This is a genomic window from Pedococcus sp. P5_B7, assembly GCF_054049895.1.
On record NZ_JBFULM010000005.1, the window covers coordinates 189,094 to 213,063 of the forward strand.

Here is a 23,970-nt window from a genome sequence, read left to right on the forward strand (position 1 = left end):
ACCTCATGCCGGTGCAGCGCTGCCACGAGCGAGCCGCGGGACCGGTAGGAACGACGCATCGCAAGCGCAGCAAGCCAAGGCATACTCCGCAACGCCCCCATCGAGTGCCCCTCGACGCCGGGTTCGAAGTGGTCCACAACTTGGACGCTTTCGAATCCGGCAGCCTCGGATGCGAGGGCCTGATCGCGAACTCTTGAGAACACATCGGAGGGCGTGCCTCCCTGGTAGGTGAAGCTCGGGATCTGGTAGCTAAGTTTGCACATCCCAGCACTTCGCCGGCGCGGGCCAGGCGCGTCTCACGGCAGCTATTCGGCGGCGATTGCTCATGTCGCGGTTATCCCTCCGTCGATGACAAGTTCGGTTCCAGTCAAGAACGAGGACCGCGACGAGGCGAGATAGAGGACTCCCTGCGCAATCTCCTGCGGTTCGGCGATACGTCCCAGTGGATACCCAACGCGGATAGTCTGCTCTTCCGCTTCGGAGCCAAGCAGGACGGCCGTCATCGCGGTACGCACGACTCCGGGGTGGAGAGAGTTGGCGCGAATGCCGGCAGAGGCGAGGTTCACGGCGGCCGACTTCGTAAGCGAGCGAACTGCTCCCTTGCTCGTCGCGTACGCGAATACTGCTGTCCCTTTGATGCCGCCAATAGAGGAAACATTAACGATGCAGCCGCTGCCCGAATTTCGGAAGTGGGGGACCACAGTCTTCATGCCAAGAAAAGTGCCCGTGAGATTCACGTCGATGATCGATCGCCACTGTTCGACATCGAGTTGGTCGATTGATGGGTACTGACCATCGGAGCTGCGTGAGCCGCCTACGCCAGCGTTGTTGACCAGGATATCGACGCGGCCGAATTCGCGGATCGTTGTGTCAACACAACGGGCCCATGCCGACTCCGACGTAACGTCAAGCTGGTGAGCGATGGCGTTGAACCCATCGGCACGAAGACAATCGGCGGTCTTCTCGCCAACTACACCATCGACGTCAGCTAACACGATGGATGCGCCGTCGTTCGCCAGCATCCGCGATGCTGCTGCGCCCAGCCCGCCCGCTGCGCCAGTCACGAGGGCGACCAAACCTTCGGATAGTTTCATAGTCGTCACCGTATACATACGCGCTCGGGATCGCTAGAGTGCTCTAGAACGGATTCGCAATCGGGTCTGGAGTTGACGGAAACGTGGGAAACAGCAACAGATTTGAAGGCAAGTCGGTTCTGATTACTCGTGCGGGCAGTTTGCTCGGTGCAGCCGAGGCTATGATCTTTGCCCGAGAAGGGGCCAGTCTGACGCTTGTAGATCCGTCTGACGAGGCTCTTGTACAAGTTCTCGCGAAGATTGACGCGGACCAATGCGGACAAGTGCAAACGGCAGTCGTGGCCGGTGACGAGTCTCATTGGCTTGAGGTGATGAAGATCGCGAGCCGAGCGACGGGCAATGTAGACGTCCTGGTACATCATGCACTAGGACACAGAGGCGTTCCGATCGAGTGCCTCGAGCTCGACGAATGGAACTCGGCGCTCGCAGATGACTTGGAGGCCGCCTTCTTGGTTGCCAGATTGGTCATTCCGATCATGCGGGCCAGCGGCGGCGGTTCTATCGTGTTCGTATCGTCGGTATCGGCGATGTCTCCGCAAGTAGGTGATTCGGAAATCGATTCAGTTGTGGGCGGTGGGCTGCGGATACTTGCGAAGTGCCTTGCAGCCGCCTATGGGCCGGACGGCATCCGGAGCAACTCCGTCCACCTGGGGCGGATATCCGCAGACGTGCGCGATGTAGAAGGCGGAGAGTCAATGACGCTCGGCCGGGTCCCGCTTCGACGTAAGGGTTTGGCGAGGGAAGCGGCTGAAGCTGTGCTGTTCTTATCCAGCGGGGCGAGCGGATTCATATCGGCGACCGAACTCGTAGTGGATGGTGGACTTGCGGGGACCATGCGTGGTGCGAGCCTTGCGCCAACTCGTGACAGTCGGGTGAATCGATAAATCTGGATATTGTCGATTTGCAATGCCGACCATGCGTTAAGACCCGACTAGTGCGGAAATACTCCACATGGTTTACCCAAGCCTGCGCGGACGGCCTCAGCACCACCAAGCCCAACGCCTCCTAGGAGGGCAAAGCTCACCTTCGCTCGTCGTCACGCTAACTAGTTACCTCCAGGTCCGTTCTGGATTGGTGGACCGGGCAGGCAACCGGACGAGCGCTTTGACCACTCTCTGAGGGATAGGATTATCATGCCGCATTGGAGCCATTATCGGTTAGGGCCTGTGGCCCGATCGTCTTGGAGGAAGCATGATCGAGGCGGCACAATCCTCGATGGCGCGATCGATATGTATTGTCATGCCAACCCGGACCTGTTCGTGAGATCGTGCGACGACGTTGGCCTCGCTCGTCAGTATGCCAAAGCTGGTTTCGCGGCTGCTCTTCATCGCCACCACTTCTCCTCGACAGTCGAGCGCGCTGAAATCTCTTCCGCGATCACAAGATTTCGGTTGTACGGCGCGATTGTGCTCAACGAGTCTGTGGGTGGGATAAATCCTCGGGGCGTTGAGGTTGCTTTGAGATATGGCGCCAGAATGGTCGTGTTCCCCACGCTCAGCTCAGCCCATTATTCGTTGACTCGATGGAGACTGGCGAAAACCGCGAACGAAGGCGTCAACTTTGGAAATGCGCGACTGACGTACGCCGACGAAGATGGAAAACTGACGAGCGAGGCCCGGGAGGTCCTCGCTTTGGTCCGCGATCACGGGGCTGCGCTGAATGTCGGCTACGGGTCCCCTCTTGAACGACTGAGTGTCGCGCGAGAAGCTAGCCGCATCGGAGTACGGGCATGCGTGATGACCAACCCGACGTTGTACGAGCGCCAGCCGACTTTCCGACAGCAGTCGTTGGCCAGTATCGAGGCCTTCCTCGACATTCCCAACACCTTCGTTGAGTTCACGGCCTACTCCATGGACGCCTCATACGTAGCCGGAGTTGATCCACTTCTTCACGACGTCACGGTCGGCGTCGTGATTCGCCACCCCGGCCGCGTCATCCTGAGTTCAGATGGGGGTATGTCCGATGCACCTGAGCCCACACTACTGCTCCAGGCGGCCGTGGGTGCTCTCGCTGACACCGGCCTCGACGACCGACTTATTCGCCCCCTACTCCACGATGTTCCGGCACTCGTGCTGAACCTAGGCTGAGTCCAGCCGTACGCCCGAGGGCTAGTTCGACAGACTGACGACTCTTGACCTTGAGAAGGCCGCAACCCTACACTCCGTCTGACGTGGACCACACGACCCCCCTGCGGTGTAGGCAGTTCTGTGATCCAAGTTTCTGCATCGCCGATGCGCACGAACTTCGAGAGAGTCGAGCTTATGAGACCTGTTTTCCGAACTGCAGCCGTCGTTCTTGCGACGGCGCTATTGGCGTCTGCCTGTAGCGACGCCTCAAAGTCAGGCGAGCCCCTTCAAGGGCGCAAGCCGTCGGGTGATCCGATTGTGATCGCTACGATCGGCAACAGGGTGATCGGTGGATCCGACGTCACGACCTCATTCGACGGCGTGGAAGCCTGGGTCGCGGGCGTGAATGATCGCGGAGGGATCTTCGGGCGACCCGTCGAATGGGTATCGTGCGATGGCAAGGAGGATCCTCAGAAGACGATCGCCTGCGCGCAGAAGTACGCTTCTGATCCGAAGGTTGTGGCCCTTGTCGGAGGTATCAGCTCCTTGATGGCCACCTCAGTCAATCCCACGGCGTCCAAGGCTGATCTTCTTCAAATTCTCAATGGCAACAGCTACTCGGACCAGCGGATGAAGGACGTCCTCATTTCGGGCTCCGGTGTCCTTGGTCAGAACGTTGGTCTAACCAAATACGTGGTCGGCACCGGCCTCAAGAAGGTAGCCGTCATTCGTGCGGATATCGGCATCACTGAGGATGCGGCGAAGGGCGTCAAGGGCGCGGTCGAGGCTGCCGGCGGCACATATCTTGGAGACGTTGCCGTCCCGCTCACCGCGACTGACTACTCGTCGGCGGTCCTTCAAGCAGTGGGGGACGGTGCTGAAGTACTTGCGACCACTCTGACGGTGCCTGGACTCATCGGCGTGATCAGCGCGATCAAGAGCAATGGATTGGAGGACAAGGTGACTGTGACAACGTCCCCAATCAGCCTCTCAGACCCAAACGTTCAGAAGCAGCTGGGCAACGTCAAAGTGCTGGCTTTCGCGGATTCACGCATTCGAGAGGCGGGACAGGCGGGCCACGACGAATATGTGGCTGACTTGAAGTTGGCCGGCAAGGTCAGTGTCGCTGGCCAGGCGCGAACTGCCTCTGGTTGGTTGGCTGCACGTCTCTTCGAAGAAGTGATCAAGAACGCAGGGAAAGACTTCACCCGCAAGAGTCTCATCGAGAGCGCGCAAAACGGCGTCTTTAAGGTGCCGGGTTTCTCCGGCGACGTCACGGTAAAGGGCGCACCCGCCCAAGACGCGACCGTCACGCTAAACAAGATCTTCATTACCGACGGTAAGGGGAGTATCGTCGCGGGCCCTGTCGCGGCGTACTGATAACAGCGTACTGATAACAGCGTGGGCCCCCACGCTCCCTCACGCAGGGAGTTGTGGCGGCCCACGCTGCGGAAGGGAGGACGTTTGTCTAAACGCAGCGACTTGCCGCTACACGAAGCGGACCCGCCCCCGGTTGAATTCTGGCGCGGCGGCGGGTGTCCAGCACCGTTAAGATCACTTCCGGCAATCTCCGAGGAGCTGGAGCGATCTGGCTGGGATGGGTTTGTCGTGGCGGACGGTCAGACGATCGCGCCGGACCCATTTGTAGCATTAGCGCTTGCGGCATCCTCGACCTCGCGACTTAAGCTCGGCACGGGAGTGCTGGCGCCGACGCGGCCCCCGCAAATAGCGGCGAACTCAATGCTTAGCGTTGCGGCATGCGCGCCTGGTCGCACGTTGTTCAGCGTGGCGACCGGCGATGGCGCGATGCGGATGTTGGGAAGGCGGCCGTATAGGGTCGCCGAGTTCGAGTCGTGGTTGTCGGCGACGAGCAATTATCTCTGTGGTCACGAGGTGGACTGCGAGAACCGAGTGTCCACGTTGGCCTCGCTCTTTGAATTCGACCCCTCGATAACCGCCCAAGAGAGCCTGCTCGATGTGACGGCGACGGGGCCGCGGACTGTCGCGATGGCGGCTCGGTATGTCGATAGTATTACCTTCTCGGTCGGGGCGAACCCGAGCCGCCTCGCGAGCCTGATGGCAGTGGCTCGTGCCAGTCGGCGCGAATCTGAACGTTCGCCCATCCCGCTCACTTTCGGTTGTTACATTCCGATCGGAGTGTCGAACCGCTCAGCGAGCGACTTGGCGGCAACCCGTGAAACAGTGCGAGGAATCGTAGTCACTCACTCGCGGTTCGGTGCGATGCACGGAAAGCCTCTCGACGGAGTCCACCCGACCGAGGCCGCTGTCGCAGCCCGCACCATGGCCGCGTTGAGCGAAGCGTACAGTTCGTCAGAATTGCGCACGGGACCGTACCGCGATGGCGCCGCCGCGCAGTCGGTTGACGACGCCTTCCTCGATAGGTTCGGAGTGATCGGTACGCCCTCACAGTGCGCCGAGCGCCTTCAGGAAATCATCCAGCTGGACCCTGCCCTCACTCGTATCGTTCTGATGACAAAGAGTCCCGGCCGTGACCTGAACGAGGAGAATGCCGCCAGGTTCGCCTCTGAAGTGTTGCCTCTGCTCGACCGCTGACGTTGGTTCTCTGAAGTAGAAGCAGGTCGATCCATGGAGACCTGCGAAGGCCGCGCCGGGCGTCAGGGTTCTGAAGCGGACCCAATGCGTGATTCGATCGGTTGGGTGCCGGACGCGGCCTACACAGTCGGCCGTCGCGAGGTGACGCCATGCAGGGGTTGCACAGTCGACCCACCAACAACTCGCCCGCACGCGTGAACGTAGAACCTTGTCCCGGTCCGGATCGCGGCGGTACGACGGGGCACGAGTAGTTTCACAGGTTTGGAACTGTAGTCGTTTTGCCATTGACTCGCGCTGTCGCCGGCACCTACCCTTTCTGTGACGTGCCCAGCTGACGCACGCCACTGATGGGCGTCGCTGTGCGTCGAAGGCGCGGCGCAACACTCGACGTTGACCTCACCCTGCACAGCCCATCTCGATCGGACRGCCCAAACACCATGCACCTCAACATACAATTGGCTATCGCCGGTATCGGGACTGGTGCCGTTATTGCCATCCTGGCCCTTGGTATGGTCGCTATTCATAAAGGATCAGGAGTGCTCAACTTCGGGCACAGCGCGATCGCCACTTTGTCGGCCTACTTGTTCTTGTGGCTTCAGGAGGACCACGGAGTCTCCAGATACGTAGCGTTCCTCGCTGGTCTGGCGTTATCCGTCGGAATCGGTGCAGGGTTCTACCTCATCGTCATGTCGAAGCTACGCACTTCGCCACCGTTGGCCGGAGTTGTTGCGACCCTCGGACTGATGGTTGCCGGCAATGCATTGGTCGAGCCGGTGTTCGGCGATCCACCGTCGAATATCCCGTTCCTCCCGCAAGGAGTGGTGCGATTGCCCGTCGGCTCGCCTCACTTCACGATCGGAGTGGACCGTCTCTGGTTGGCGGCGATCGCTTTGGGATGTTCGCTGCTCCTCGCGTCGCTCTTTCGGTACACGCAGTTCGGGCTCCGCACGCGTGCCCTCGCTGATAACGAGCTGGCATTGGCTGTCACGGGTCACTCGGCTGCACGCGTCGCAGTCGTCAACTGGATGCTTGGCTCCGGGCTAGCGGGGCTTGGAGGCATGCTGATCGCAACGTTCACGCCGATCACCCCTACGTTCTTCACCATCCTGCTTGTCACGGCGATCGCAGCGGCTCTGCTTGGCGGCTTCAAGTCGTTTCAGATCACATTCGTTGCGGCAATGCTCATTGGCCTTGCCCAGCCCATCGTCACACTGCACAGCCCCGGGCTCCGGAGTCTTACGGGCCTCCAGGGCTGGACTGACGCTCTGCCACTGATGGTGATCATCGTCATCTACGTGGTCCGTGGGCGTGGGCTTCCTTTGCGCGACCTCATCGTGACGCGCGCTCTCCCCAATGCTCCTAACCCGCGTAATCTAAGGCGTTCCTTGAGCATCACACTGATTATTGCCCTGGCGTGGATCCTATTCATCCCTGTTAGGTACATTCAGGCGACATCGACGTCACTAATCTATACCGTTCTCGCTTTGTCGCTGGTGGCGATAGTTGGCTACGTGGGCCAAGTCTCGCTTGCCCAGTTAACTTTCGCAGGGGCCGGCGCCTTCACCGCCGCGGCGGTGTCAACCTCGTGGGGCGTGCCCTTCCCGATTCCGATTCTTATCGGAGGGCTGGTGGCGGTGCCGTGCGGTATTCTGTTCGGACTCCCAGCGCTACGAGTGAGAGGAATTGACCTCGCCGTTGTTACCCTCGCGTTGGCTGTGGCGGTCGAGCGCTTGCTGTTCAACGATGTGGAATTAACAGGTGGTGACCTTGGCCGCTCGATCGCCGAGCCGTCGATCTTCGGGCTGAGTCTCGATCCCCTCACCGAAGGACGCCGGTTCGCGATCGCCATGCTGGTCATAACCACTCTGTTAGCGCTCGGCCTGGTCCTCGTGCGACGCAGCGGCTTTGGGATGAGGCTTCTCGCAATTCGCGGCAACGAGCGTGGCGCGACTGCATCGGGCGTGTCACTCATGACGACGAAGCTTGCCGGGTTTTCACTTTCGGCGTTTATCGCTGGGTGTGGCGGGGCGATGATGGCATATCAGTACGGACAGATCGGTCCTGCCAGCTTCACCACCTTGGCTTCGGTGACGTTGCTTGCCTTCGCCTACGTGGCCGGAATCGGCACCATCTCCGGAGCCGTGCTGGCAGGCTTGTTGATCCCCTATGGCCTAGTGTCCGAGTTGATCGGAATCCACAATGATGTCATTTCGATTCTCGGCGGTGTCGGCATGATCGTGATGGTCGTCCTTCACCCAAGCGGGCTAGCAGGACTCCCAGGGCAGATCCGTCATCATCAGGCCGAACAGCGCGCGCGAGCCGCTGCGGGCGACAACACGGACGACATTTCCGCTAACGGAGAGAGGGTCTGATGAGCGTTCTCGAGGTAAGCGCCCTCAACGTCAGGTACGGCGGAGTGCACGCAGTCCGAGACCTCTCATTCTCGATCGACTCGGGTCAGATCCTTGCCCTCATTGGGCCGAACGGAGCAGGCAAGACGAGCGCCATTGACGGCATGTCGGGCTATGCGTCCTCGACCGGCTCAGTCTTCCTCGACCGGGCTGACGTGACAGGCGTCTCGGTCCATCGGCGCGCACGCGCCGGGATGGGACGAACGTTCCAACAGGTCGAACTCTTCGCCAATCTGACGGTTCGTGAAAACCTGTGGGTGGCGGCGCAGGCATCGGGGCGAGGCGACGCGAGGTCGGTCGAAGACGCCATTAACACATTCGGGCTCAGTGAGTATCGCGACGTCGCAATCGACGGCCTGCCCCAAGGAGTCCGGCGATTGACCGGGCTCGCGCGAGCGCAGGCATCCCGTCCTATCGCGATGCTTCTCGACGAGCCAGCGTCTGGCCTCGACAATAGCGAGTCGGAAGCCATGCGCGGACATTTAAGGGAGCTGGCCCGTTCGGGCATCGGAATTCTCCTGGTTGAGCACGACATGGAGCTTGTGATGGGCGTCTCCGACATGGTGCTGGTAATCCAGTTCGGCGAGGTGATCGCTCATGGCGACCCTGCCTCGATCCAGAACGATCCACGTGTGGCCGAAGCCTATCTCGGCGTGACCTCGGAGGTTGAGGATGCTTGAGATCAAAGGCTTGGTGACGGGCTACAGCGGCACGGCAGTGGTGCGTGATCTGTCACTTAGCGTCGAGCCTGGCCAGATCGTCACGTTGCTCGGACCCAATGGCGCAGGCAAGACCACTACCCTGCGAACGGTTTACGGGCTCCTTCATCCGATGCGGGGGACTGTTACGTTTGACGGCCGCGATATTTCGAAGCTCAAGTCGAGCCAGATCGCGAAGAGTGGGGTGGGCTACGTCCCCGAGGGTCGTGCCTTGGCGCCCTCCTTGACGGTGGCGGAGAACTTGCGACTCGTTGACAACTGGTCCATAGATCCATATGAGATCTTTCCGGAGCTGCACGCCATCCAAGAACGGCGCGTTGGACTCCTTTCGGGGGGTGAGCAGCAGATGCTAGCTGTGGTGCGTTCTCTGGTGACTGGACCAAGGATCCTCCTTGTTGACGAGTTGTCGTTCGGCCTTGCGCCCGTCCTAGTCGATCGTCTATTGGTCCTATTGCGGGCGATGGTTGACAAGGGCGCTCTTGGAGTGTTGCTAGTCGAGCAGTACGTGAAGCACGCGCTGGCGTTTTCTGACACTGCTCACGTACTGGTACATGGAAACGTAGTGCTCTCTTGCCCCGCTGAGGAGCTGGTGCGAGACCCGCAGTTGCTGAAAGCGAGTTACCTCGGTGCGGCCGTGTAAACATCGACAGTCGGACGCAGCTGCCGTTCATCGACACTAATAGTGAGGATACAAAGGATGCCTTCAGAGCACTTGCGCGACGTGGTGGATGAGCACGCCAAGTTGCTTGAGCAGGGGGACTTCGAGGGAGCGGCAAGGCTCTTCACCGAGGACGCCCTCTACTCGCACCCCGCTTTCGACGGGGAGGATCGTCAAGACGAGGCACGTGGGCGACACGAAATTGAAAGGTTGCTAAGAGAGGTTCGTGGCAAGAGGGACTGGGAGCCCCGCGTCCACACCTTCATTCCCGAGGACGACATCGCGATCGTGGAGGGCGACCTCTTCGTAGAGGGAGAGTGGGCGCGCATGTTCGCGGCTGAGGTGCACATTGACGAGTTCGGCCTCATCTCTCGCCTCGTCGCCTACTGGGCACCCCCGATCGGAGACCTGCTTTCAGCAGGAAACACTCGCACCTCTTTCTCGGTGGACAGGGAGGTAATGACGGACACCATTCGCAGATACGTGGATGCGCTCGAGAGGACGGACTTCGATGCGCTGCGCACCGTCCTGTCGGAGGACGCAGTCTATTCCCATCCTCCATACGACCCAGAGACCACTAATGAGCGCGCTGACGCGATTGGCCGAGAGGCCATCATCGAGATGGTGGCCCGCGATCGCGGTGAACGTTCTTGGCATCATGAGATTCAGCGTGTTGTAACACGCGAGAATCGACTGTTCATCGTCGGCGTCGCGCGCGACGGCGAGGATGGCCCAGTGGAATACACTTATCAAGGTGCCGGGCGGTTTACTCGCGACGGGTTGCTGGATCGCTGGATCGCTTACGGTTCAAAACCCGGCGCCGGCGCAACACTTGGTGAGTTGTGACCGCGGCGGAGATGGGACCGCAGATCGGAAGCGATACTCCCAAAGAAGCGCTCAAGGCTGATCTCGTAGTCCTTGGCGGCGGCATGGCAGGCCTAACCGCGGCAGCATACGCGGCTTCGGCGGGAGCTCGAGTCGTGCTGCTGGAAAAGGCGGCGGAGGTGGGTGGATCGGCAATGCTGTCCGGCGGCGGCCTCGTCTGCCCACGCGATCCGGAGGACTTCGTAAAGCTGAACCCCTCGGGGGAGCCCTCGCTGATCAGACGCCTTTTCGCTAACTACTTACCGTGGGTGGAGTGGATTGAGTCGCTCGGGGTTGAACTAAGCGAAATGACTGACGCTCGTGAGATCGTGGGCTTCCCAACCTTTGCGAGGACTGTCGACGTTCGTGGTTTTGTTGCGCGCGCCAGCAGCGCCATAGTGCGCGCGGGAGGGCACATCCTTACGTCTGTCACAACGGATCGCCTCGTCCTGGATAGTGGGACCGTCGTAGGCGCAGCGTTCGCGGACCGCGACGGCGGGGGAGCGGTATTGGCGCCATGGACTGTGATCGCGACGGGGGGCTTTCAGAATGACCGGGACCTAAGGCGACGGCATTTGGGGGCGGGCGCAGAATCAATTGTTGTGCGCTCCAACACGCAAAGCGCCGGAGATGGGCTGCGTCTCGGTATTGCGGCCGGTGCGGGCATTGCGGGTTGCTTCGATCGATTCTACGGACACACCATGCCGGACCTTGGTCGGGAAATGGGGCCGATCGACTACATCCGACACGCGCAGTTCTACTTGTCGCCGCGGTCGGTCCTGTTGGACTCGCACGGGAGCCGCTTCGTTGACGAGTCACACGGATATTACGTCAGCGCGCGAGCGTTGCTCGCGCAGCCAAATCAACGCGCGCTCCTGGTGGGTGATGACCGAGTCCGGCAGGATGATCATCACATCACCGGCTTTCGGAGGACGGCCGGACTGGAGCAACTTGATCGCATCGACGAGGCCCGGCGCGAAGGCGGCATCGTAGAGTCTGCGCCCACTTTGGCCGAACTGAACCGCCTCATGACCAAGCATGGATATGCAGGAGTGGCGGAAGCTATCGAGCTCTTCAATCACGAAGTTGAGACCGATGCCGACGGGATGTCTCCAGGCCGGCGGTTACACCGCCATCCGATCGTCGCTGCGCCGTTCTGGGCGATGGTGGTTCAGCCAGCAATCACGTTCACCTTTGGCGGGCTCAAGATTGACGACCAGGCACGCGTACTTTCCGCGGCCGGTACGCCAGTACCGGGACTTCTTGCCGCAGGGGCCGACACCGGTGGAGTCTATTGCGAATCGTACTCCGGGGGGCTCAGCCTTGCTGGGACGTTCGGATTTCAGGCTGCGGACACGGCCGGATACGGGTTTGGGTCTGCTCCAGGGATAGGTGACACCTGATCTGCGTCGATATGTGTCGGCGCTGGAAGGATGTGCACCATGCCGAAGGCGTTTCCCAAGGATTTCCGCGAGGACGTGATCCGGGTGTACCGGGAGTCCGATGCCTCCATCGCCCAGGTCGCCAGGGACTTCGGCGTCTCGCCGTCGTGCCTGAAGCGGTGGCTGGTGATGGACGAGCGGAAGTCGTCGAGTCTGACGGGCTCGACCCGGCCCGGCAGCGAGTCCGATGCGATGCGTGAGGCGAACAAGCGGATCAAGCTGCTCGAGCAAGAGAACGGGGTTCTGCGTCGGACTGCTGCCTACCTGTCGCAGGCTCACCTGCCGGGAAAATGATGTACACGCTCGTCCGCGAGCTGGCCGTCGAAGGGATCCCCGTCACGGTGACGTGCCGGGTGCTCAACATCGCCCGCCAGCCTTACTACCGCTGGCTGGCCGATCCGGTGACCGAGGCCGAGCTGACCGCGGCGTACCGCGCCAACGCCCTGTTCGACGCCCACCGCGACGATCCTGAGTTCGGGTACCGGTTCTTGGTCGACGAGGCCCGCGAAGCGGGTGAGCCGATGGCCGAACGCACCGCCTGGAGGATCTGCTCGGACCTGGGGTGGTGGTCGGTGTTTGGGAAGAAGCGTGCACGCATCGATAAGAAGCCCGGCCCGCCGGTCCACGACGACCTGGTCGAACGGGACTTCACCGCCGATGCCCAGAACCAGCTCTGGCTCGCGGACATCACCGAGCATCGGACCGGGGAAGGCAAGCTGTATGTCTGCGCGATCAAGGACGTCTACTCCAACCGGATCGTCGGCTACTCCATCGACTCACGGATGAAGTCCCGGCTCGCGGTGGCCGCGCTGAACCACGCCGTCGCCCGTCGCGGTGATGTGGCCGGCTGTGTCCTGCACACCGACCGCGGTCGCAATTTCGCAGCCGCAAGTTCGTTCACGCAATCAACCGTCACGACATGGTGGCTCGATGGGCCGTGTCGGCGCCGCCGGCGACAACGCCGCCATGGAGAGCTTCTTCTCACTGTTGCAGAAGAACGTCATCGACCGGCGCTCCTGGGCGACGCGGCAGGAGTTACGGATCGCAATCGTCAGGTGGATCGAGAGGACCTACCACCGCCGCCGCAGGCAGGCTGCTCTCGGGAGGTTGACCCCGGTCGAATACGAGTTGATCATGACCCCAACCGCCGCCCAGGCGGCCTAACCGAAACTGTCACCTGTTCGTGCAGCAAACCCTTTCGCCCTTAAGTCAGATCGGACGTTGTGTCGCTGATCTAGTTGGCCAAAGGGCCTTAGGACGCTAGCGGATCGTGCGGGCGTCCTTTGGGCCTGACTACCCCGCGACCATCCCTGCCGAGTTCAGTGTAGAAGCCGTCTCCCTTGGCTGAGTCGCCGAGGGTCTGGGACCTGTACCTGTCGCGCTGGTCTGTCGCCTGCTGTGAGATGACATCGCGATCTCCGGTGACCACGATGCGTGGATCTACCTCTCCTCGGCGTCCCGCCACAAGAGGCGGTAGCCCCGGCTCCGCGCGCCATCGACATCGCACCTGCGGCCGACTTGGCGGGGTTAGGGCCGCCAAATGGTTGCAGGGAGCTCACGACGGTCGATGCGCCCGGTTGAACGTCACGGTCCCGCTCTTGAGGGTTGGGTGGCCATCCCCGTACGGTTTGGCCCGGCGCGGAGAGCAGTTGCGTAGTAGGGCGTACCCTGGCGCTCGTACTGCTCGCGGATGGGGGCCGTGAACGCCTGCTCGTCCTCCGCCGACCACGTCCCCCCGCGAGACTCGACGCTATCGCGCCTGACGGTCGCAAGGACGGAAGCGGCCTGCTCTCCACCCATGACACTAATCCGGGCGTTCGGCCAAATCCACATGAATCGCGGGTCGTACGCCCGGCCGCACATCCCGTAGTTGCCGGCGCCGAAGGAGCCACCGATCACGACGGTGAACTTGGGCACCACGGAACAGGCCACGGCAGTGACGAGCTTGGCGCCGTCACGGGCGATTCCGCCGTTCTCGTACTCCCTGCCCACCATGAAGCCGGTGATGTTCTGGAGGAAGAGCAAGGGAATCCCGCGTTGGTTGCACAGCTCGATGAAGTGGGCACCCTTGCGCGCGGACTCACTGAACAGGATCCCGTTGTTGGCGATGATGCCGCCGGGGTGGCCCCAGATCCGGCTGAAGCCACAGACAAGGGTCTCCCCGTAGAGCGCCTTGAACTCTTGAAACCGGCTGCCGTCGACTAGCCGGCGGATCACCTCACGGACGTCGTACGGGATCCGGGAGTTCGTTGGCACGATGTCGAGCAACTCAGCCGGGTCCTCCGTCGGTTCCTCTGGCTCAGCGACGTTCCAGGCGCAGATGGTCGGGCGCTCGTATGTGCCGACGATGGAGCGGACGAGGTGGAGGGCGTGGGCATCGTCGTCGGCGAGGTGGTCCACCACGCCGGACTTACGCGCGTGCACGTCGCCGCCCCTAGGTCTTCTGCCGAGACGATCTCACCGGTGGCGGCCTTCACCAGCGGTGGGCCGCCAAGGAAGATCGTGCCCTGGTTCTTGACGATGACTGTCTCGTCGCTCATGGCGGGCACATAGGCACCCCCCGCTGTGCAGGAACCCATCACCGCGGCCACTTGCGGGATGCCCTGCGCCGACAGGTTGGCCTGGTTGAAGAAGATCCGGCCGAAGTGCTCGCGATCGGGGAACACCTGGTCCTGAAGTGGCGGGAACGTGCCGCCGCTGTCGACCAGGTAGATGCATGGCAATCTGTTGGCGCGAGCGACCTCCTGCGCACGGAGGCGCTTCTTCACGGTCATCGGGTCCCCCCTTCACGGTCGCGTCGTTCGCGACGACCGTGACGAGGCGTCCGTTGACCGTGCCAATGCCCGCGACGACCCCGGCGCTGGGCACCGCGTAGTCGGAGCCAGAGCCGTACATCCCGAAGGCAGCCAACGGGCTGAGCTCGAGGAACGGGCTGCCCGGATCGAGGAGCCGGTCGACACGGTCACGGGCCAGCAGCTTCCCCCGGTGCCTTGTGCTTATCCCCTGCTGCCTCGCTGCCACCCAATCGGACCGCCGCCGACCGTTCCCTGAGCTCGCTGACCATCTCCTCCATGCCGCTCATCGTGAGCCCTTCGCCATGGAGGCCAGGCGGAGGATGCGCTCCGCCTGCGTGTATACCGGGCCGTCGACCATGCGCCCTTCGAAGGTCGCCACACCTCGATCGTCCCCAATGTGGTCTAGAAGTCGGCGGGCCCACGAGACGAGTTCCACGGTCGGAGTGTAGGCAGCGCGGATAGTCGTCAGCTGCGAGGGATGGATCGCAACGGTCCCGTCGAAGCCCGTCGCGGCTGCGTCCTCGCATTCCACCGAAAGGCCGTCGAGGTCAGGGATGTCCATGTGGACCGCGTCGAGGGCGAGACGGCCATGCGTCTTCGCGGCCAACAGCGCCCGCGAACGGGCGTAGCGAGGCACGTCCCGAAGGCGACCGTCGGGGTAGCGGCTCGACGTGCCGCCCAGCCCAGCGACTAGGTCGTCTGCGCCCCACATGACCCCGATGACGTTGTCCTGCCCCGCCACGTCGAGGGCGTACTCCACACCTCGGGGCGTCTCCAGGAGCGCGATCACCTCGTGTTTGATCGCGCTGACGGATGCAGGGTCCTCGGCCTTGGCCAGCATGACGCGGGGCAGCCCGATCGCCTCGGCGAAGGTCAGGTCGGCTTCGTGATCGGCCTCGGTGCCTCGCCCTGAGCCGTTGACACGGACCACTGTGCGTTCGCGGTCGAAATGCCCGTCAAGCACGAGCCGCCGCAGTTCCTGGCGGGCGCCCCCGCGCCCCTCCGACGCCACAGCGTCCTCAAGGTCGAGGATGACGACCTCGGCCACGGCCAGCGCCTTGAGATATCGATCGGGACGGTCAGCCGGACAGAATAGCCACCCGGGACCGGGGAACCAGGCGGTCACCCTTCACCGTCCTGCTTCGGGTGCATCCGGACCAGACTTCTGCGAACGGCGCGGGCGACGACCTCCCCGGACTGGTTCCGGGCCACGTGCTCGAAACTCACGAGCCCCTCATCCGGCCGGGTCCCTGAGGGCCGCTTGTCGAGGATCAAGGTCTCGGCGTACAGCGTGTCACCGTGCCTGACCGGCGCGGGAAAGGACACCTCCGACAAGCCCAGGTTTGCCACGATGGTGCCCTGCGTCAACTGCGCCACGGACAGCCCCACGAGGGTGGAGAGGGTGAACATCGAGTTCACGAGCCGCCCATGGAACGGGGGGAGTTGGCCGCTTTCGTGTGCGTCGAGGTGCAGGGGCTGGGTGTTCATGGTCAAGGTGGTGAAGAACACGTTGTCTGCTTCGGTTACGGTTCGCCCAGGGCGGTGCTCGTATGTCGTGCCGATCTCGAACTCCTCGAACCACAGTCCTCGGCCTTAGTGCGCGTCGCGCCTGCGTCTGAGCCGGCGTCCGGCTCCGTGAGGCCGAAGCCCGCGAGTCGCTGACCGGAGATCAGCTCAGGCAGCCACTCTTCCCGTTGCTCCGGGGCTCCGAAGGTGAGGATTGGGTTGATCCCGAGGCCGACAGCGGCTTCGAGGGTGATCCCCATCGACTGATCGACCCTGCCCAGTTCCTCGATGGCCACGCACAGTGAGGTGAAGTCGCCGTCGTCGCCTGCGCCCCCGTACTCCTCTGGGGCTGTAAGACCGAACAGGCCCATGCCTCCCATCTTCTTCACGGTTCGCTGAGGGTGAGCGTGGAGCGACAGAGCTCGAGCCTACAGGGCCCGAAGCGGTCCTGGGAGCGATGGTGGCGTGGCATGTGGAGTTCGCGCTCACCCACCCTGCGTTAATCACATTGCAGTTCCGCGACCTGGCCAGTCTCTCGGAGCAGGACCGCCACACCGTGCGCAGGCTGCAGCGAAAGTATGTGGAGCGATGGGTTGTGGCGATCTGCGCGGCGGTAGGGAGCGACGAGGCCAGCGCACGATCCGCAGCGCATGCTGTGTTCGGACTGATCAACTCAACGCCGCACAGCGCGAAACTCCGCCGCGAACAGACCGCCCAGCTTTTGCAACACATGGCGATCGCTGCCCTGCACGCGTCACGAAAGTGAGGCCTTCGGCGGTGAGCCATCCCTGGGCGACGGTCCCTGAGGGCGCGGCCCCGCGTCAGGAGGGGGCCCGCCGTTCCCTCCGTACCGCCGACGAGCCCTTCCCTTGGCGCCACCAGCACGCGATCCTGACGATTCGGTTCGACTGGCTCCTCGCCCTTCCCGGCGGAGAGCCTTGCGTTGAGGAATCGAACCATGTCAAACCCTTGAGAATCCTGGGCGTGCTGCACTCCCAGCCCTGGAGAGGTGCGTCGAACAGCACGACTGAGGACGTCCTGAATCAGGGCGCCCGGAAAACAGAACCGTAGATGGCGTTCAGGTGATCAATCGCGTCCAGGATCTCCTCCGTGGTTGTTCCCCGTACGAAGGCACGGCGGGCCCCGAGTATCTCGAGGGCGAATGCGTCCTCCGCCGGGATGAGCCCCCATGCAACGACCGCGGTATCCGACGCACCCTTCTGGGCGAGCGACTCGATAACCCTTGCGACGAGCTTCATGTGAACGCCTGATGGGATGCACATTCCAAGAATCGACGCGTCTTCGGCGATGACCGCGGCGACGATCTCATCGGGCGGCTGGTCCAGCCCTGCGCAGACGACCTCGTAGCCCACCTCTCGCAGTGCAGTAGCGATCACCTTGGCCCCTCCATTGCGTCCATCCAGGCCGGGGGCAGCTATGACAATGCGGCCTTTGGCATTGTTCCTGCTTGTGCGTGCGGAGACCGTTTGGTGCACCAATACTCCCTGGGCTATTGAGTCGGCTGGTGAGGCGACGACCCGCCACCTACCTGGACACGGATGGCTGGTCTTTGTAGCGAGGTTCCGATTGAGACCGACCGCTCCGACGGTCTTGAACACGTCGGAGCGGTCGGAGCTTGATGAGCAAGCAGTGGCGCGACCAGGGCGCGATCTCCTCAGTCAGAATTCGCCCCGGAGCGGCCGAAGACTGGCTGAGGGTGGTGTCAGGGTGGTGTCGATCAGGCAGGCTAGGCATGCTCTTGTCGTCGTGAGAGTTCGCGCCCTTCCGTGCCTCAATCACCCCGGCATCCGGGTCGATGGTACGAATATCATCATACTGAGACGAAGTCTCACGCTCGGCAATGGTTTGACCGGAGGGTGAGACGAGAGGATGTGCGCATGACACGACCTCCCGCCGGGGACCGTATTGCCCGAGCCACGTTCGAATGCCGCACGTCTCCTACTGGTCAACGACGTGCGGAGGGCGACGGGCAAAGATCCGATACGGGCTCACCTACGTGTTGACCGCGCTGCGTGGTCAGAGATCGCAAGCGTGGCTCCTGTCAGCGGCGCCCTCGCGAGTTCATGTGGGAGTCGATGGTGAGCTCAGACAACGCTCCACTTCTAGCGGATGTCGGCGGCGGTGGTGAAACTAGGTGACGGCGCCCGCATGACAGTCGTTGTCGCCTTTCGATCTGGTCGAGCACTAGATCGATTCCTATCCGAATCAAGCAGGCAGTGTGGCGCCCACTGACGTCCGTCACCGGAACCCTCCCCATGGACAAGGGTAGGGGCTGATCTACGCGATCCACGGAGAACGGAAGCAACGTGCGCGTCAAGGATGCGAAGTCGTCGCGGACGGCGTTGGCGATCCATTCGCCGTCGCCCGCCTCCAACCACGTAGGTCGGCGGCGAACCGGTGGAGTAGGTTCTGAACAGCCAGCAAGGCGCCAGTCGAGCAAACTTGTTCACGGGGAACGCAACCGCGCCGTAGCGCAGGTTCCCGAGCAAGGGGGGAGTTGGCTACCGGCGGGAGGTCGAGCAGGTTCGACTGCTCGGCAAGGTCGGGCTCTGCTGGGTAGGAGCCGACCACGACGCCGAGCAGCGGGAGGGCTCGAGAGGCGAGGGCCTCCGCGGTGAGGGCGCTATGGTTGAGAGGTGCCAGGGCTGGGACTCGCGACGAGGACGTAGCCGGTGCTGATCCCCTTGTGGTGCAGTGCAGTCCCTACGTCGGCTAAGGTCCCTCCGCGACGGTCCAGGTGGACGAGTAGCCCACCGGCTCCTTCCATGAGCACGAAGTCGACGTCGCTCGCGCTCGCGGCAATGCCCCATGCGTGCTCGGTGACAGGTAGCAACGTGATTTCCTGCATTCGTGCTGCCGTGTCCGGTGCGAGCGGCGCCTGCAGCCGAACGAACTCGTGGAAGGTGACCCCTGCATCCCCGCCGACGAGCTGTCGGACGACCTGCAGGTCGCCGTCCTCTTCCTCGGTCACCCCGGTCTGCAACGGCTTCACCACGGCCACGGTGGCGCCGCGCCTGCGCAGCATGACTGTCAGCGCGGCGGTCACCACGGTCTTCCCGAGGCCCGGCGACATTTGGTTCCATGACGAAGTGTCCAAGCTCATGGAACATGGATGCTAAGTCCGATGACGCTGGAAAAGTCTCCAAAGCCTTGGAGTCGAACTTATGCATGGAAATCCAACTATCGGACATGCGGTGCATCACAAGCGTGCTGCCTTCCCCAGTCGCCCCGTCGGCCGGGCGCCGCCATGAGCAGTCACCTCGCGCCCTCTCAGCAGCCACCCCGTCGGGCACGTCGGGCGAGCCTTCGTAAAGAACCAGGGCGCCACCGGTGCCGTGTGCACCGAAGATCGTAAGCGACCCTGCGAGATCCTTGACAACCTCGTCCCAGAAGGCGCCGATGTCGGACGTCGATGAACTTCGTACCGCGTCAGTCGTTGTCCACGGCCTCTTCGCTCATAGTTCGACAGATGTAAGGAAATGTGACTCGAGGTGATTGACTCGACCGCGCGGCACCCCTAACGTCTGTGATGCGAACGAAACACGGTCGAGGCTTGCGAGATTCGGTATCTGCGTGGCTCAGCATCCGCACAGCAGATCGTCGAGCGACCATTCGTGACCGAGAACTAACCATCCGGTCGCTCAGGAGCGAGAGAGACGCGACGAGCTTCACGAACGGAACTCGATATGACCACTGAACAGCAGTTTCGCACGGTTACCGACACCTTCATCGACCTCCTCAGAGCGAACGACTTCGCCGCCGCCGGCCTCTGCTTCGCGCCTGACGGCTGGTACTCCCACCAGGACTATGACGGAACCGAACGACAGGACGAGGCGCGGGGTCCCGCAGCCATCGCGCAACTGTTGTCGTCAGTGCGCGGACCACGGGCGTGGAAGCCGAGGATCCACACGTTCATCGGCCTGGATGACTTGTGCATCCTCGAAGGTGACCGCTACTCCGACGGCGAATGGACGGCGATGTTCGTCGCGGCGCTCACAGTAGACGATGCGGGCCTGATCACGAGCTTGATCGTCTACTGGGTTCCGGCCAACGGCGACCCGCTCCCGCCCTCCGAGGCGGAGGATGAGGTCGATTCCGACCTCATGAAGGCGACACTCGCTCGTTACATTGCGGCGATGGAGTCCTCGAACTTTGAGGACCTCCGTCAGATCCTGACGGACCACGCCGTGTACTCACACCCTGCCTATGACCCAGAGCAAGACCCTACGCGTGCCGACACTGTCGGCCGTGACGCAATCATCGAGATGACCAGGATCGGGCGGGGCAACCGCTCGTGGTTCCATGACACCGAGCGTTTCGTGACCTACCGCAATCGGATCTTCATCCTGGGGGTCGCACGCGACGGCGAGGACGGTCCGACTAACTATTCGTACCTCGGCGCTGGCCGTTTCGAGCCCGACGGGCGGCTCAACCGGTGGATCGGGTATGGCTCGACACCTCCCGCCGGTGCGTCATTGTCGGAGCCGGCGGCCACAGCCTCCGCATCCTCCTAGCACCACGCCGCGACTTGGCGCTATCGGGCTGGCGTGCCGGTCCAGTGCCGACGCCCCGGCGCTTCGAATTGCATGAAGATGAAGGAGGAGAGCTACCCGTGACTGCACTCACCAAAGGGAAGGTCGCCGTCATTACTGGCGGAGCGAGTGGCATCGGACTGGCTATGGCTGAGGGCTTCGCTGCGCGGGGCCTGAAGGTCGTGATCGCCGACTTCGACGCCGAACGTCTCCAGTCCGCTGGCGAAAGCCTCGGGGAGGCGGGCGCCGACGTGCTCGCCGTGACGTGCGACGTCACGAGCGCCAGCTCGGTCGCCGACCTCGCCGTCGCGACGATCACGAAGTTCGGAACGTTCGACATCGTGTGCAACAACGCTGGCACAGCGGGCGACTTCTCGACAGCCTGGGAGATCGAGCTTGCCGAGTACGAGAGGCAGATCGCCGTCAACCTCTGGGGCGTCATCTATGGGATTAAGGCCTTCGTGCCCCACCTGATCGAGAAGAAGTCCGGCCACGTTCTGAACACAGCGTCGATGGCAGGTCTCACGGTGAACCCGCGAGTCGCCGAGTACGCCATGACCAAGAATGCCGTCGTGGGACTCACCGAGGGTCTTCGCGCCGATCTCGACCTCGTCGAGGCTGGTGTCAGGGCGGCTGCCCTTTGCCCCGGTGCGGTCCGGACGCCGCTGGCTGCCGCGCAGGCCTCGAAGTTCCATGCCATGACCGATCGCGGAGGTGTTGCTCCGCCTGCGCGCGACCCGCTGAGCGACGAGGTCACCTTGAGTTCCGAGCAAGTAGCTGCCGCCGCTCTCAGGGGCATCGAGAGCGATGCGCTCTACATCACCCCTGGCATCGGTGCGGTCGAGCGCATCGCGAGTCGGTTCGACAGGCTCCTCGCCGAGGCCGCCGTGTACAGCGTGGCTCCACGTACCAACAACTGCCGAGCGGACCCGACACCATGACCACTAGCGACGACGTAGCCGCCCTGACTGCACGCGTCATCGAGCTCGAGGCTGAGCGAGGAGTTCTCGCAGCGTTGACTCGCTACGCCCACGCCATCGACTACGGCGACGAATCCGCCTGGGTCGACACGTTCACCCCCGACGGTGTGTTCGAGGTGCACAGTCGATTCAGCGATCAGGTCACCACATACGCCGGGCATGAGCAGCTTGCCCTTTACGCGGCGCAGCACTCACGTCCGCCGGCGCTGTGGCACAAGCACCTTGTCGTCGAGCCGATCGTCTCGGTCACGGGGGCCACATCCCGCTGCCTCTCCTACGTCGTGGCCTTCATCGACAGCGATGGCACCGCGGCCGTAAAGCTCTTCGGTCGCTACCGCGATCGCCTGTCCCGAGGCGCCGACGGCGTGTGGCGTTTCAGCCATCGCCTAGGTGAGATCGAAGCGGTGTCTCCCAACATGCCCATGCTGCCGTTCACGCGGCCCTATAAGCCGTGGGTGACGCCTCCAGCTCCAACGGCGTCAGCTTCCCGGGTTGGACTACCAGCCTTCGACTGGGTTGATGCCGGCGACGGCACATGATCTGCTCCCAGCCCGTCCGAGGCGATCGGCACCCTGTGGTCCGGCGATGTGATCTTTACCGGCACGCCCTCCGGCGTCGGCGTCGCTCGTTCGCCGCAGGTATTCTTGGCACCAGGCGACGAAGTCGTCACCCGGATCGAGGGACTCGGCGAGATCCGGCAGAGGTGTGTTTCGTGAGCCTGCATCGTGTCAACTATCTGATCAGGGACGTGGATGACGTCGAGAAGACGTCCGGGTTCTATCGCGAGTTCGGCCTCAAGGAGACCGCCCGAGGAACGTTTGCGAGCCGAGTCGGAGAGATCAGCTGTTTCTGCGCGACACTGAAGGACCGCCGCGTGTGCATGCAATCGGTGTCGGCGCGGACGCACGATCAGATCTCGACGACGTCGCTGAGAGGCTACGTGGCCTCCGCTATCCGAGTAGTCGCGAAGGCGATCTTCTCGTCGCCGTCGAGCCGGTTACCGGCATTCGCATCGAGATCTCAGTGACGCCACGACTTCCACGCGAGGTCCCGGCTGCGCGCGGCGGAGTTCCTGACCGAAGTGATCTGGTTCCCCGCGAAGAGGTCTGGCCCGTCCGACTCGGCCACATCGTTGTCGGGATGCCCGACATCCCCGCTGGTGAGCGCTTCTTCATGAGGGGATCGGCATGCACCTGTCTGATCACGTGATCGGTGGCGCCTTCATGCGATTCGAGACTGACCATTACAACGTCTGCGTCGTGCCGGCGCCCATGACGGTGCTGCACCACAGTGCCTGGAAGGTCGGCAGCGTCGACGAGATCGGCTACGGCGGCGCACAGATGGTGCGCCACCATCCCGAGCGACACGCCTGGGGCCTGGGCCGTCACGCGGCCAGCGCCAACTACTTCTGGTATCTCAAGGATCCCGCCGGAGCCTTCGCCGAGTACTACTACTCCGAGATGGACGAGCTGGCAGACACCCCGCCCTTTTGGGACCCCCGGTGGAGACGAGCTGCCCACGGCAGTGTGGTCCTCCCCGCCGGTCGAGGTGGCTCTCATTCCTGAGGTCATGATCCCCGATCACCTGCTCGAACCAGCGTCCACCAAAGGGCGATTCGGCGAAGCAGAGCGTCGGCGCTAAGGAGGGAAGCCCATGTGACGACCGCCCGACGTCAGTCACATGGACTCACCCGTACGCGTTGAACGAACGGAGGTTCCGGGCCTCGAGGTGCACGACCTCGACGCTTGCGATCACCTGGTCGAACAGGCGGGGGCCCCATCGGTAACACACCGTAGATGACGGGGGCGTGACGATGGACCCCCTAAGCGGCGGCCTATGCCCGTCGGCTGACGGCGAAACGAGCATTGACAAGGGCCGGTCTTTGCGACACTTGAGGTGTTCTGAAGACCGGCCCTTGTCAATGCTCGATTGGCGCGTCAGGCGGGCACCGACTGTTGAGCCAGGCTCAGCGCCGGACCCGGAATGAGATCGCGCATCAGCGTGTCGATGAGCCCACCGACCGTCTCGCGACGCAGACGGTAGAAGTAGAACCGTCCGTCCTTGCGCACGTCGATCAGATTTGCCTGAGACAGGATCTTGATGTGGTAGGAAACCGTTGACTTGGACACCCCGAGGTGTCCTTGCAGCGACGTGCAGGCAAGTTCATCTGTGCCAGCCATCATTTGGATTATGTTCCAGCGCATCGGTTCAGAAAGCGCGCTGAAGACGTCGGTGGGGTCTGGATCGCGTCTTCGCAAAGTAACTCCTGAGAATCGGGACGAGAGTGGTCTTACTGTAACACCAGTAC

21 protein-coding genes and 4 pseudogenes are annotated in these 23,970 nt (G+C 62.6%); 17 read left to right on the plus strand and 8 right to left on the minus strand.

Translation table 11 applies throughout. The annotated features are described in order from the left end of the window. Nucleotides 1–323: 323 nt before the first annotated feature. A complete protein-coding gene (locus ACXJKD_RS13200; protein ID WP_457255072.1) occupies nt 324–1,094 on the minus strand; it encodes an SDR family NAD(P)-dependent oxidoreductase in 771 nt (256 codons plus the stop codon). 83 nt (nt 1,095–1,177) lie between these two features. On the opposite strand from ACXJKD_RS13200, the gene ACXJKD_RS13205 reads away from it, so the two are divergent. The 10 genes and pseudogenes from ACXJKD_RS13205 (at nt 1,178) to ACXJKD_RS13250 (ending at nt 12,992) form a co-directional block, all read left to right on the plus strand. Further along, nucleotides 1,178–1,978, plus strand: coding sequence for an SDR family NAD(P)-dependent oxidoreductase (locus tag ACXJKD_RS13205; protein ID WP_457255073.1), 801 nt, complete (start codon nt 1,178–1,180; stop codon nt 1,976–1,978). Between the two features lie 345 nt (nt 1,979–2,323). Then, nucleotides 2,324–3,181 carry a DUF6282 family protein gene (locus ACXJKD_RS13210; protein WP_457255192.1) on the plus strand — a complete coding sequence of 286 codons (858 nt, stop codon included), beginning with the start codon at nt 2,324–2,326 and terminating at the stop codon, nt 3,179–3,181. Between the two features lie 297 nt (nt 3,182–3,478). Continuing rightward, nucleotides 3,479–4,540, plus strand: a complete 1,062-nt coding sequence (locus ACXJKD_RS13215) for an ABC transporter substrate-binding protein (protein WP_457255074.1) — start codon at nt 3,479–3,481, stop codon at nt 4,538–4,540. Nucleotides 4,541–4,561: 21 nt separating this feature from the next. Then, the gene (locus ACXJKD_RS13220) at nt 4,562–5,734 is read left to right on the plus strand and encodes an LLM class flavin-dependent oxidoreductase (RefSeq protein WP_457255075.1); all 1,173 of its coding nucleotides are present in this window, start codon (nt 4,562–4,564) and stop codon (nt 5,732–5,734) included. Nucleotides 5,735–6,171: 437 nt separating this feature from the next. Beyond that, nucleotides 6,172–8,106 (plus strand): ABC transporter permease, encoded by a 1,935-nt coding sequence (locus ACXJKD_RS13225; protein ID WP_457255076.1) that lies wholly within the window; start codon nt 6,172–6,174, stop codon nt 8,104–8,106. Further along, nucleotides 8,106–8,825 carry an ABC transporter ATP-binding protein gene (locus ACXJKD_RS13230; protein ID WP_457255077.1) on the plus strand — a complete coding sequence of 240 codons (720 nt, stop codon included), beginning with the start codon at nt 8,106–8,108 and terminating at the stop codon, nt 8,823–8,825. The genes ACXJKD_RS13225 and ACXJKD_RS13230 overlap by 1 nt, the downstream gene beginning before the upstream one ends. Further along, on the plus strand, nt 8,818–9,504 hold the full coding sequence (locus ACXJKD_RS13235; RefSeq protein WP_457255078.1) for an ABC transporter ATP-binding protein: 687 nt from the start codon (nt 8,818–8,820) through the stop codon (nt 9,502–9,504). The genes ACXJKD_RS13230 and ACXJKD_RS13235 overlap by 8 nt, the downstream gene beginning before the upstream one ends. Before the next feature lie 57 nt (nt 9,505–9,561). Continuing rightward, nucleotides 9,562–10,368, plus strand: coding sequence for a nuclear transport factor 2 family protein (locus tag ACXJKD_RS13240; RefSeq protein ID WP_457255079.1), 807 nt, complete (start codon nt 9,562–9,564; stop codon nt 10,366–10,368). 11 nt (nt 10,369–10,379) lie between these two features. Next, nucleotides 10,380–11,789, plus strand: a complete 1,410-nt coding sequence (locus ACXJKD_RS13245) for an FAD-dependent oxidoreductase (protein WP_457255080.1) — start codon at nt 10,380–10,382, stop codon at nt 11,787–11,789. A 39-nt stretch (nt 11,790–11,828) separates the two neighbouring features. Further along, a pseudogene (locus tag ACXJKD_RS13250) lies at nt 11,829–12,992 on the plus strand (IS3 family transposase). A 420-nt stretch (nt 12,993–13,412) separates the two neighbouring features. Here the strand turns inward: ACXJKD_RS13250 and ACXJKD_RS13255 are convergent. From ACXJKD_RS13255 to ACXJKD_RS13270, 4 genes and pseudogenes are all read right to left on the minus strand, one after another. Further along, nucleotides 13,413–14,849, minus strand: a pseudogene (locus tag ACXJKD_RS13255) (carboxyl transferase domain-containing protein). A 57-nt stretch (nt 14,850–14,906) separates the two neighbouring features. After that, nucleotides 14,907–15,749, minus strand: a complete 843-nt coding sequence (locus ACXJKD_RS13260) for an HpcH/HpaI aldolase/citrate lyase family protein (protein ID WP_457255081.1) — start codon at nt 15,747–15,749, stop codon at nt 14,907–14,909. Further along, complete coding sequence (locus tag ACXJKD_RS13265) at nt 15,746–16,207, minus strand: MaoC family dehydratase (protein ID WP_457255193.1); 462 nt, start codon at nt 16,205–16,207, stop codon at nt 15,746–15,748. Before ACXJKD_RS13265 ends, ACXJKD_RS13260 begins: the two co-directional genes overlap by 4 nt. Before the next feature lie 5 nt (nt 16,208–16,212). Then, nucleotides 16,213–16,530, minus strand: a pseudogene (locus ACXJKD_RS13270) (acyl-CoA dehydrogenase family protein); the annotation flags it as partial. A gap of 44 nt (nt 16,531–16,574) precedes the next feature. On the opposite strand from ACXJKD_RS13270, the pseudogene ACXJKD_RS13275 reads away from it, so the two are divergent. Next, nucleotides 16,575–16,895, plus strand: a pseudogene (locus tag ACXJKD_RS13275) (TetR/AcrR family transcriptional regulator); the annotation flags it as partial. 277 nt (nt 16,896–17,172) lie between these two features. Here ACXJKD_RS13275 and ACXJKD_RS13280 read toward each other — a convergent pair. Together ACXJKD_RS13280 and bioD are read right to left on the minus strand one after the other, a co-directional pair. Then, nucleotides 17,173–17,748, minus strand: coding sequence for a cobalamin-dependent protein (locus ACXJKD_RS13280; RefSeq protein ID WP_457255082.1), 576 nt, complete (start codon nt 17,746–17,748; stop codon nt 17,173–17,175). A gap of 1,025 nt (nt 17,749–18,773) precedes the next feature. Beyond that, nucleotides 18,774–19,253 carry an ATP-dependent dethiobiotin synthetase BioD gene (gene bioD / locus ACXJKD_RS13285; protein WP_457255083.1) on the minus strand — a complete coding sequence of 160 codons (480 nt, stop codon included), beginning with the start codon at nt 19,251–19,253 and terminating at the stop codon, nt 18,774–18,776. Between the two features lie 583 nt (nt 19,254–19,836). Here bioD and ACXJKD_RS13290 point away from each other — a divergent pair. From ACXJKD_RS13290 to ACXJKD_RS13315, 6 genes are all read left to right on the plus strand, one after another. Next, on the plus strand, nt 19,837–20,664 hold the full coding sequence (locus ACXJKD_RS13290) for a hypothetical protein (RefSeq protein ID WP_457255084.1): 828 nt from the start codon (nt 19,837–19,839) through the stop codon (nt 20,662–20,664). 98 nt (nt 20,665–20,762) lie between these two features. Continuing rightward, nucleotides 20,763–21,623, plus strand: coding sequence for an SDR family NAD(P)-dependent oxidoreductase (locus ACXJKD_RS13295; RefSeq protein ID WP_457255086.1), 861 nt, complete (start codon nt 20,763–20,765; stop codon nt 21,621–21,623). Next, nucleotides 21,620–22,201, plus strand: a complete 582-nt coding sequence (locus ACXJKD_RS13300) for a nuclear transport factor 2 family protein (protein ID WP_457255088.1) — start codon at nt 21,620–21,622, stop codon at nt 22,199–22,201. Before ACXJKD_RS13295 ends, ACXJKD_RS13300 begins: the two co-directional genes overlap by 4 nt. 33 nt (nt 22,202–22,234) lie before the next feature. Continuing rightward, nucleotides 22,235–22,378 (plus strand): fumarylacetoacetate hydrolase family protein, encoded by a 144-nt coding sequence (locus tag ACXJKD_RS13305; RefSeq protein WP_457255194.1) that lies wholly within the window; start codon nt 22,235–22,237, stop codon nt 22,376–22,378. Then, nucleotides 22,375–22,689 (plus strand): hypothetical protein, encoded by a 315-nt coding sequence (locus ACXJKD_RS13310; protein WP_457255089.1) that lies wholly within the window; start codon nt 22,375–22,377, stop codon nt 22,687–22,689. Before ACXJKD_RS13305 ends, ACXJKD_RS13310 begins: the two co-directional genes overlap by 4 nt. A gap of 160 nt (nt 22,690–22,849) precedes the next feature. Further along, entirely contained in the window at nt 22,850–23,227 is a 378-nt protein-coding gene (locus tag ACXJKD_RS13315) for a hypothetical protein (RefSeq protein ID WP_457255090.1), read from the plus strand. Between the two features lie 372 nt (nt 23,228–23,599). Here the strand turns inward: ACXJKD_RS13315 and ACXJKD_RS13320 are convergent, their stop codons facing one another. Continuing rightward, on the minus strand, nt 23,600–23,920 hold the full coding sequence (locus tag ACXJKD_RS13320) for an ArsR/SmtB family transcription factor (RefSeq protein ID WP_457255091.1): 321 nt from the start codon (nt 23,918–23,920) through the stop codon (nt 23,600–23,602). Nucleotides 23,921–23,970: the final 50 nt, after the last annotated feature.

Excerpts from the sequence above, each read along its gene's own strand:
- ACXJKD_RS13200 (WP_457255072.1), bottom strand. The coding sequence starts at position 1,094 with ATGAAACTATCCGAAGGTTTGGTCGCCCTCGTGACTGGCGCAGCGGGC.
- ACXJKD_RS13210 (WP_457255192.1), top strand. The coding sequence starts at position 2,324 with ATGTATTGTCATGCCAACCCGGACCTGTTCGTGAGATCGTGCGACGAC.
- ACXJKD_RS13225 (WP_457255076.1), top strand. The coding sequence starts at position 6,172 with ATGCACCTCAACATACAATTGGCTATCGCCGGTATCGGGACTGGTGCC.
- ACXJKD_RS13230 (WP_457255077.1), top strand. The coding sequence starts at position 8,106 with ATGAGCGTTCTCGAGGTAAGCGCCCTCAACGTCAGGTACGGCGGAGTG.
- ACXJKD_RS13235 (WP_457255078.1), top strand. The coding sequence starts at position 8,818 with ATGCTTGAGATCAAAGGCTTGGTGACGGGCTACAGCGGCACGGCAGTG.
- ACXJKD_RS13240 (WP_457255079.1), top strand. The coding sequence starts at position 9,562 with ATGCCTTCAGAGCACTTGCGCGACGTGGTGGATGAGCACGCCAAGTTG.
- ACXJKD_RS13245 (WP_457255080.1), top strand. The coding sequence starts at position 10,380 with ATGGGACCGCAGATCGGAAGCGATACTCCCAAAGAAGCGCTCAAGGCT.
- bioD (WP_457255083.1), bottom strand. The coding sequence starts at position 19,253 with ATGAGCTTGGACACTTCGTCATGGAACCAAATGTCGCCGGGCCTCGGG.
- ACXJKD_RS13290 (WP_457255084.1), top strand. The coding sequence starts at position 19,837 with ATGACCACTGAACAGCAGTTTCGCACGGTTACCGACACCTTCATCGAC.
- ACXJKD_RS13300 (WP_457255088.1), top strand. The coding sequence starts at position 21,620 with ATGACCACTAGCGACGACGTAGCCGCCCTGACTGCACGCGTCATCGAG.
- ACXJKD_RS13315 (WP_457255090.1), top strand. The coding sequence starts at position 22,850 with ATGCACCTGTCTGATCACGTGATCGGTGGCGCCTTCATGCGATTCGAG.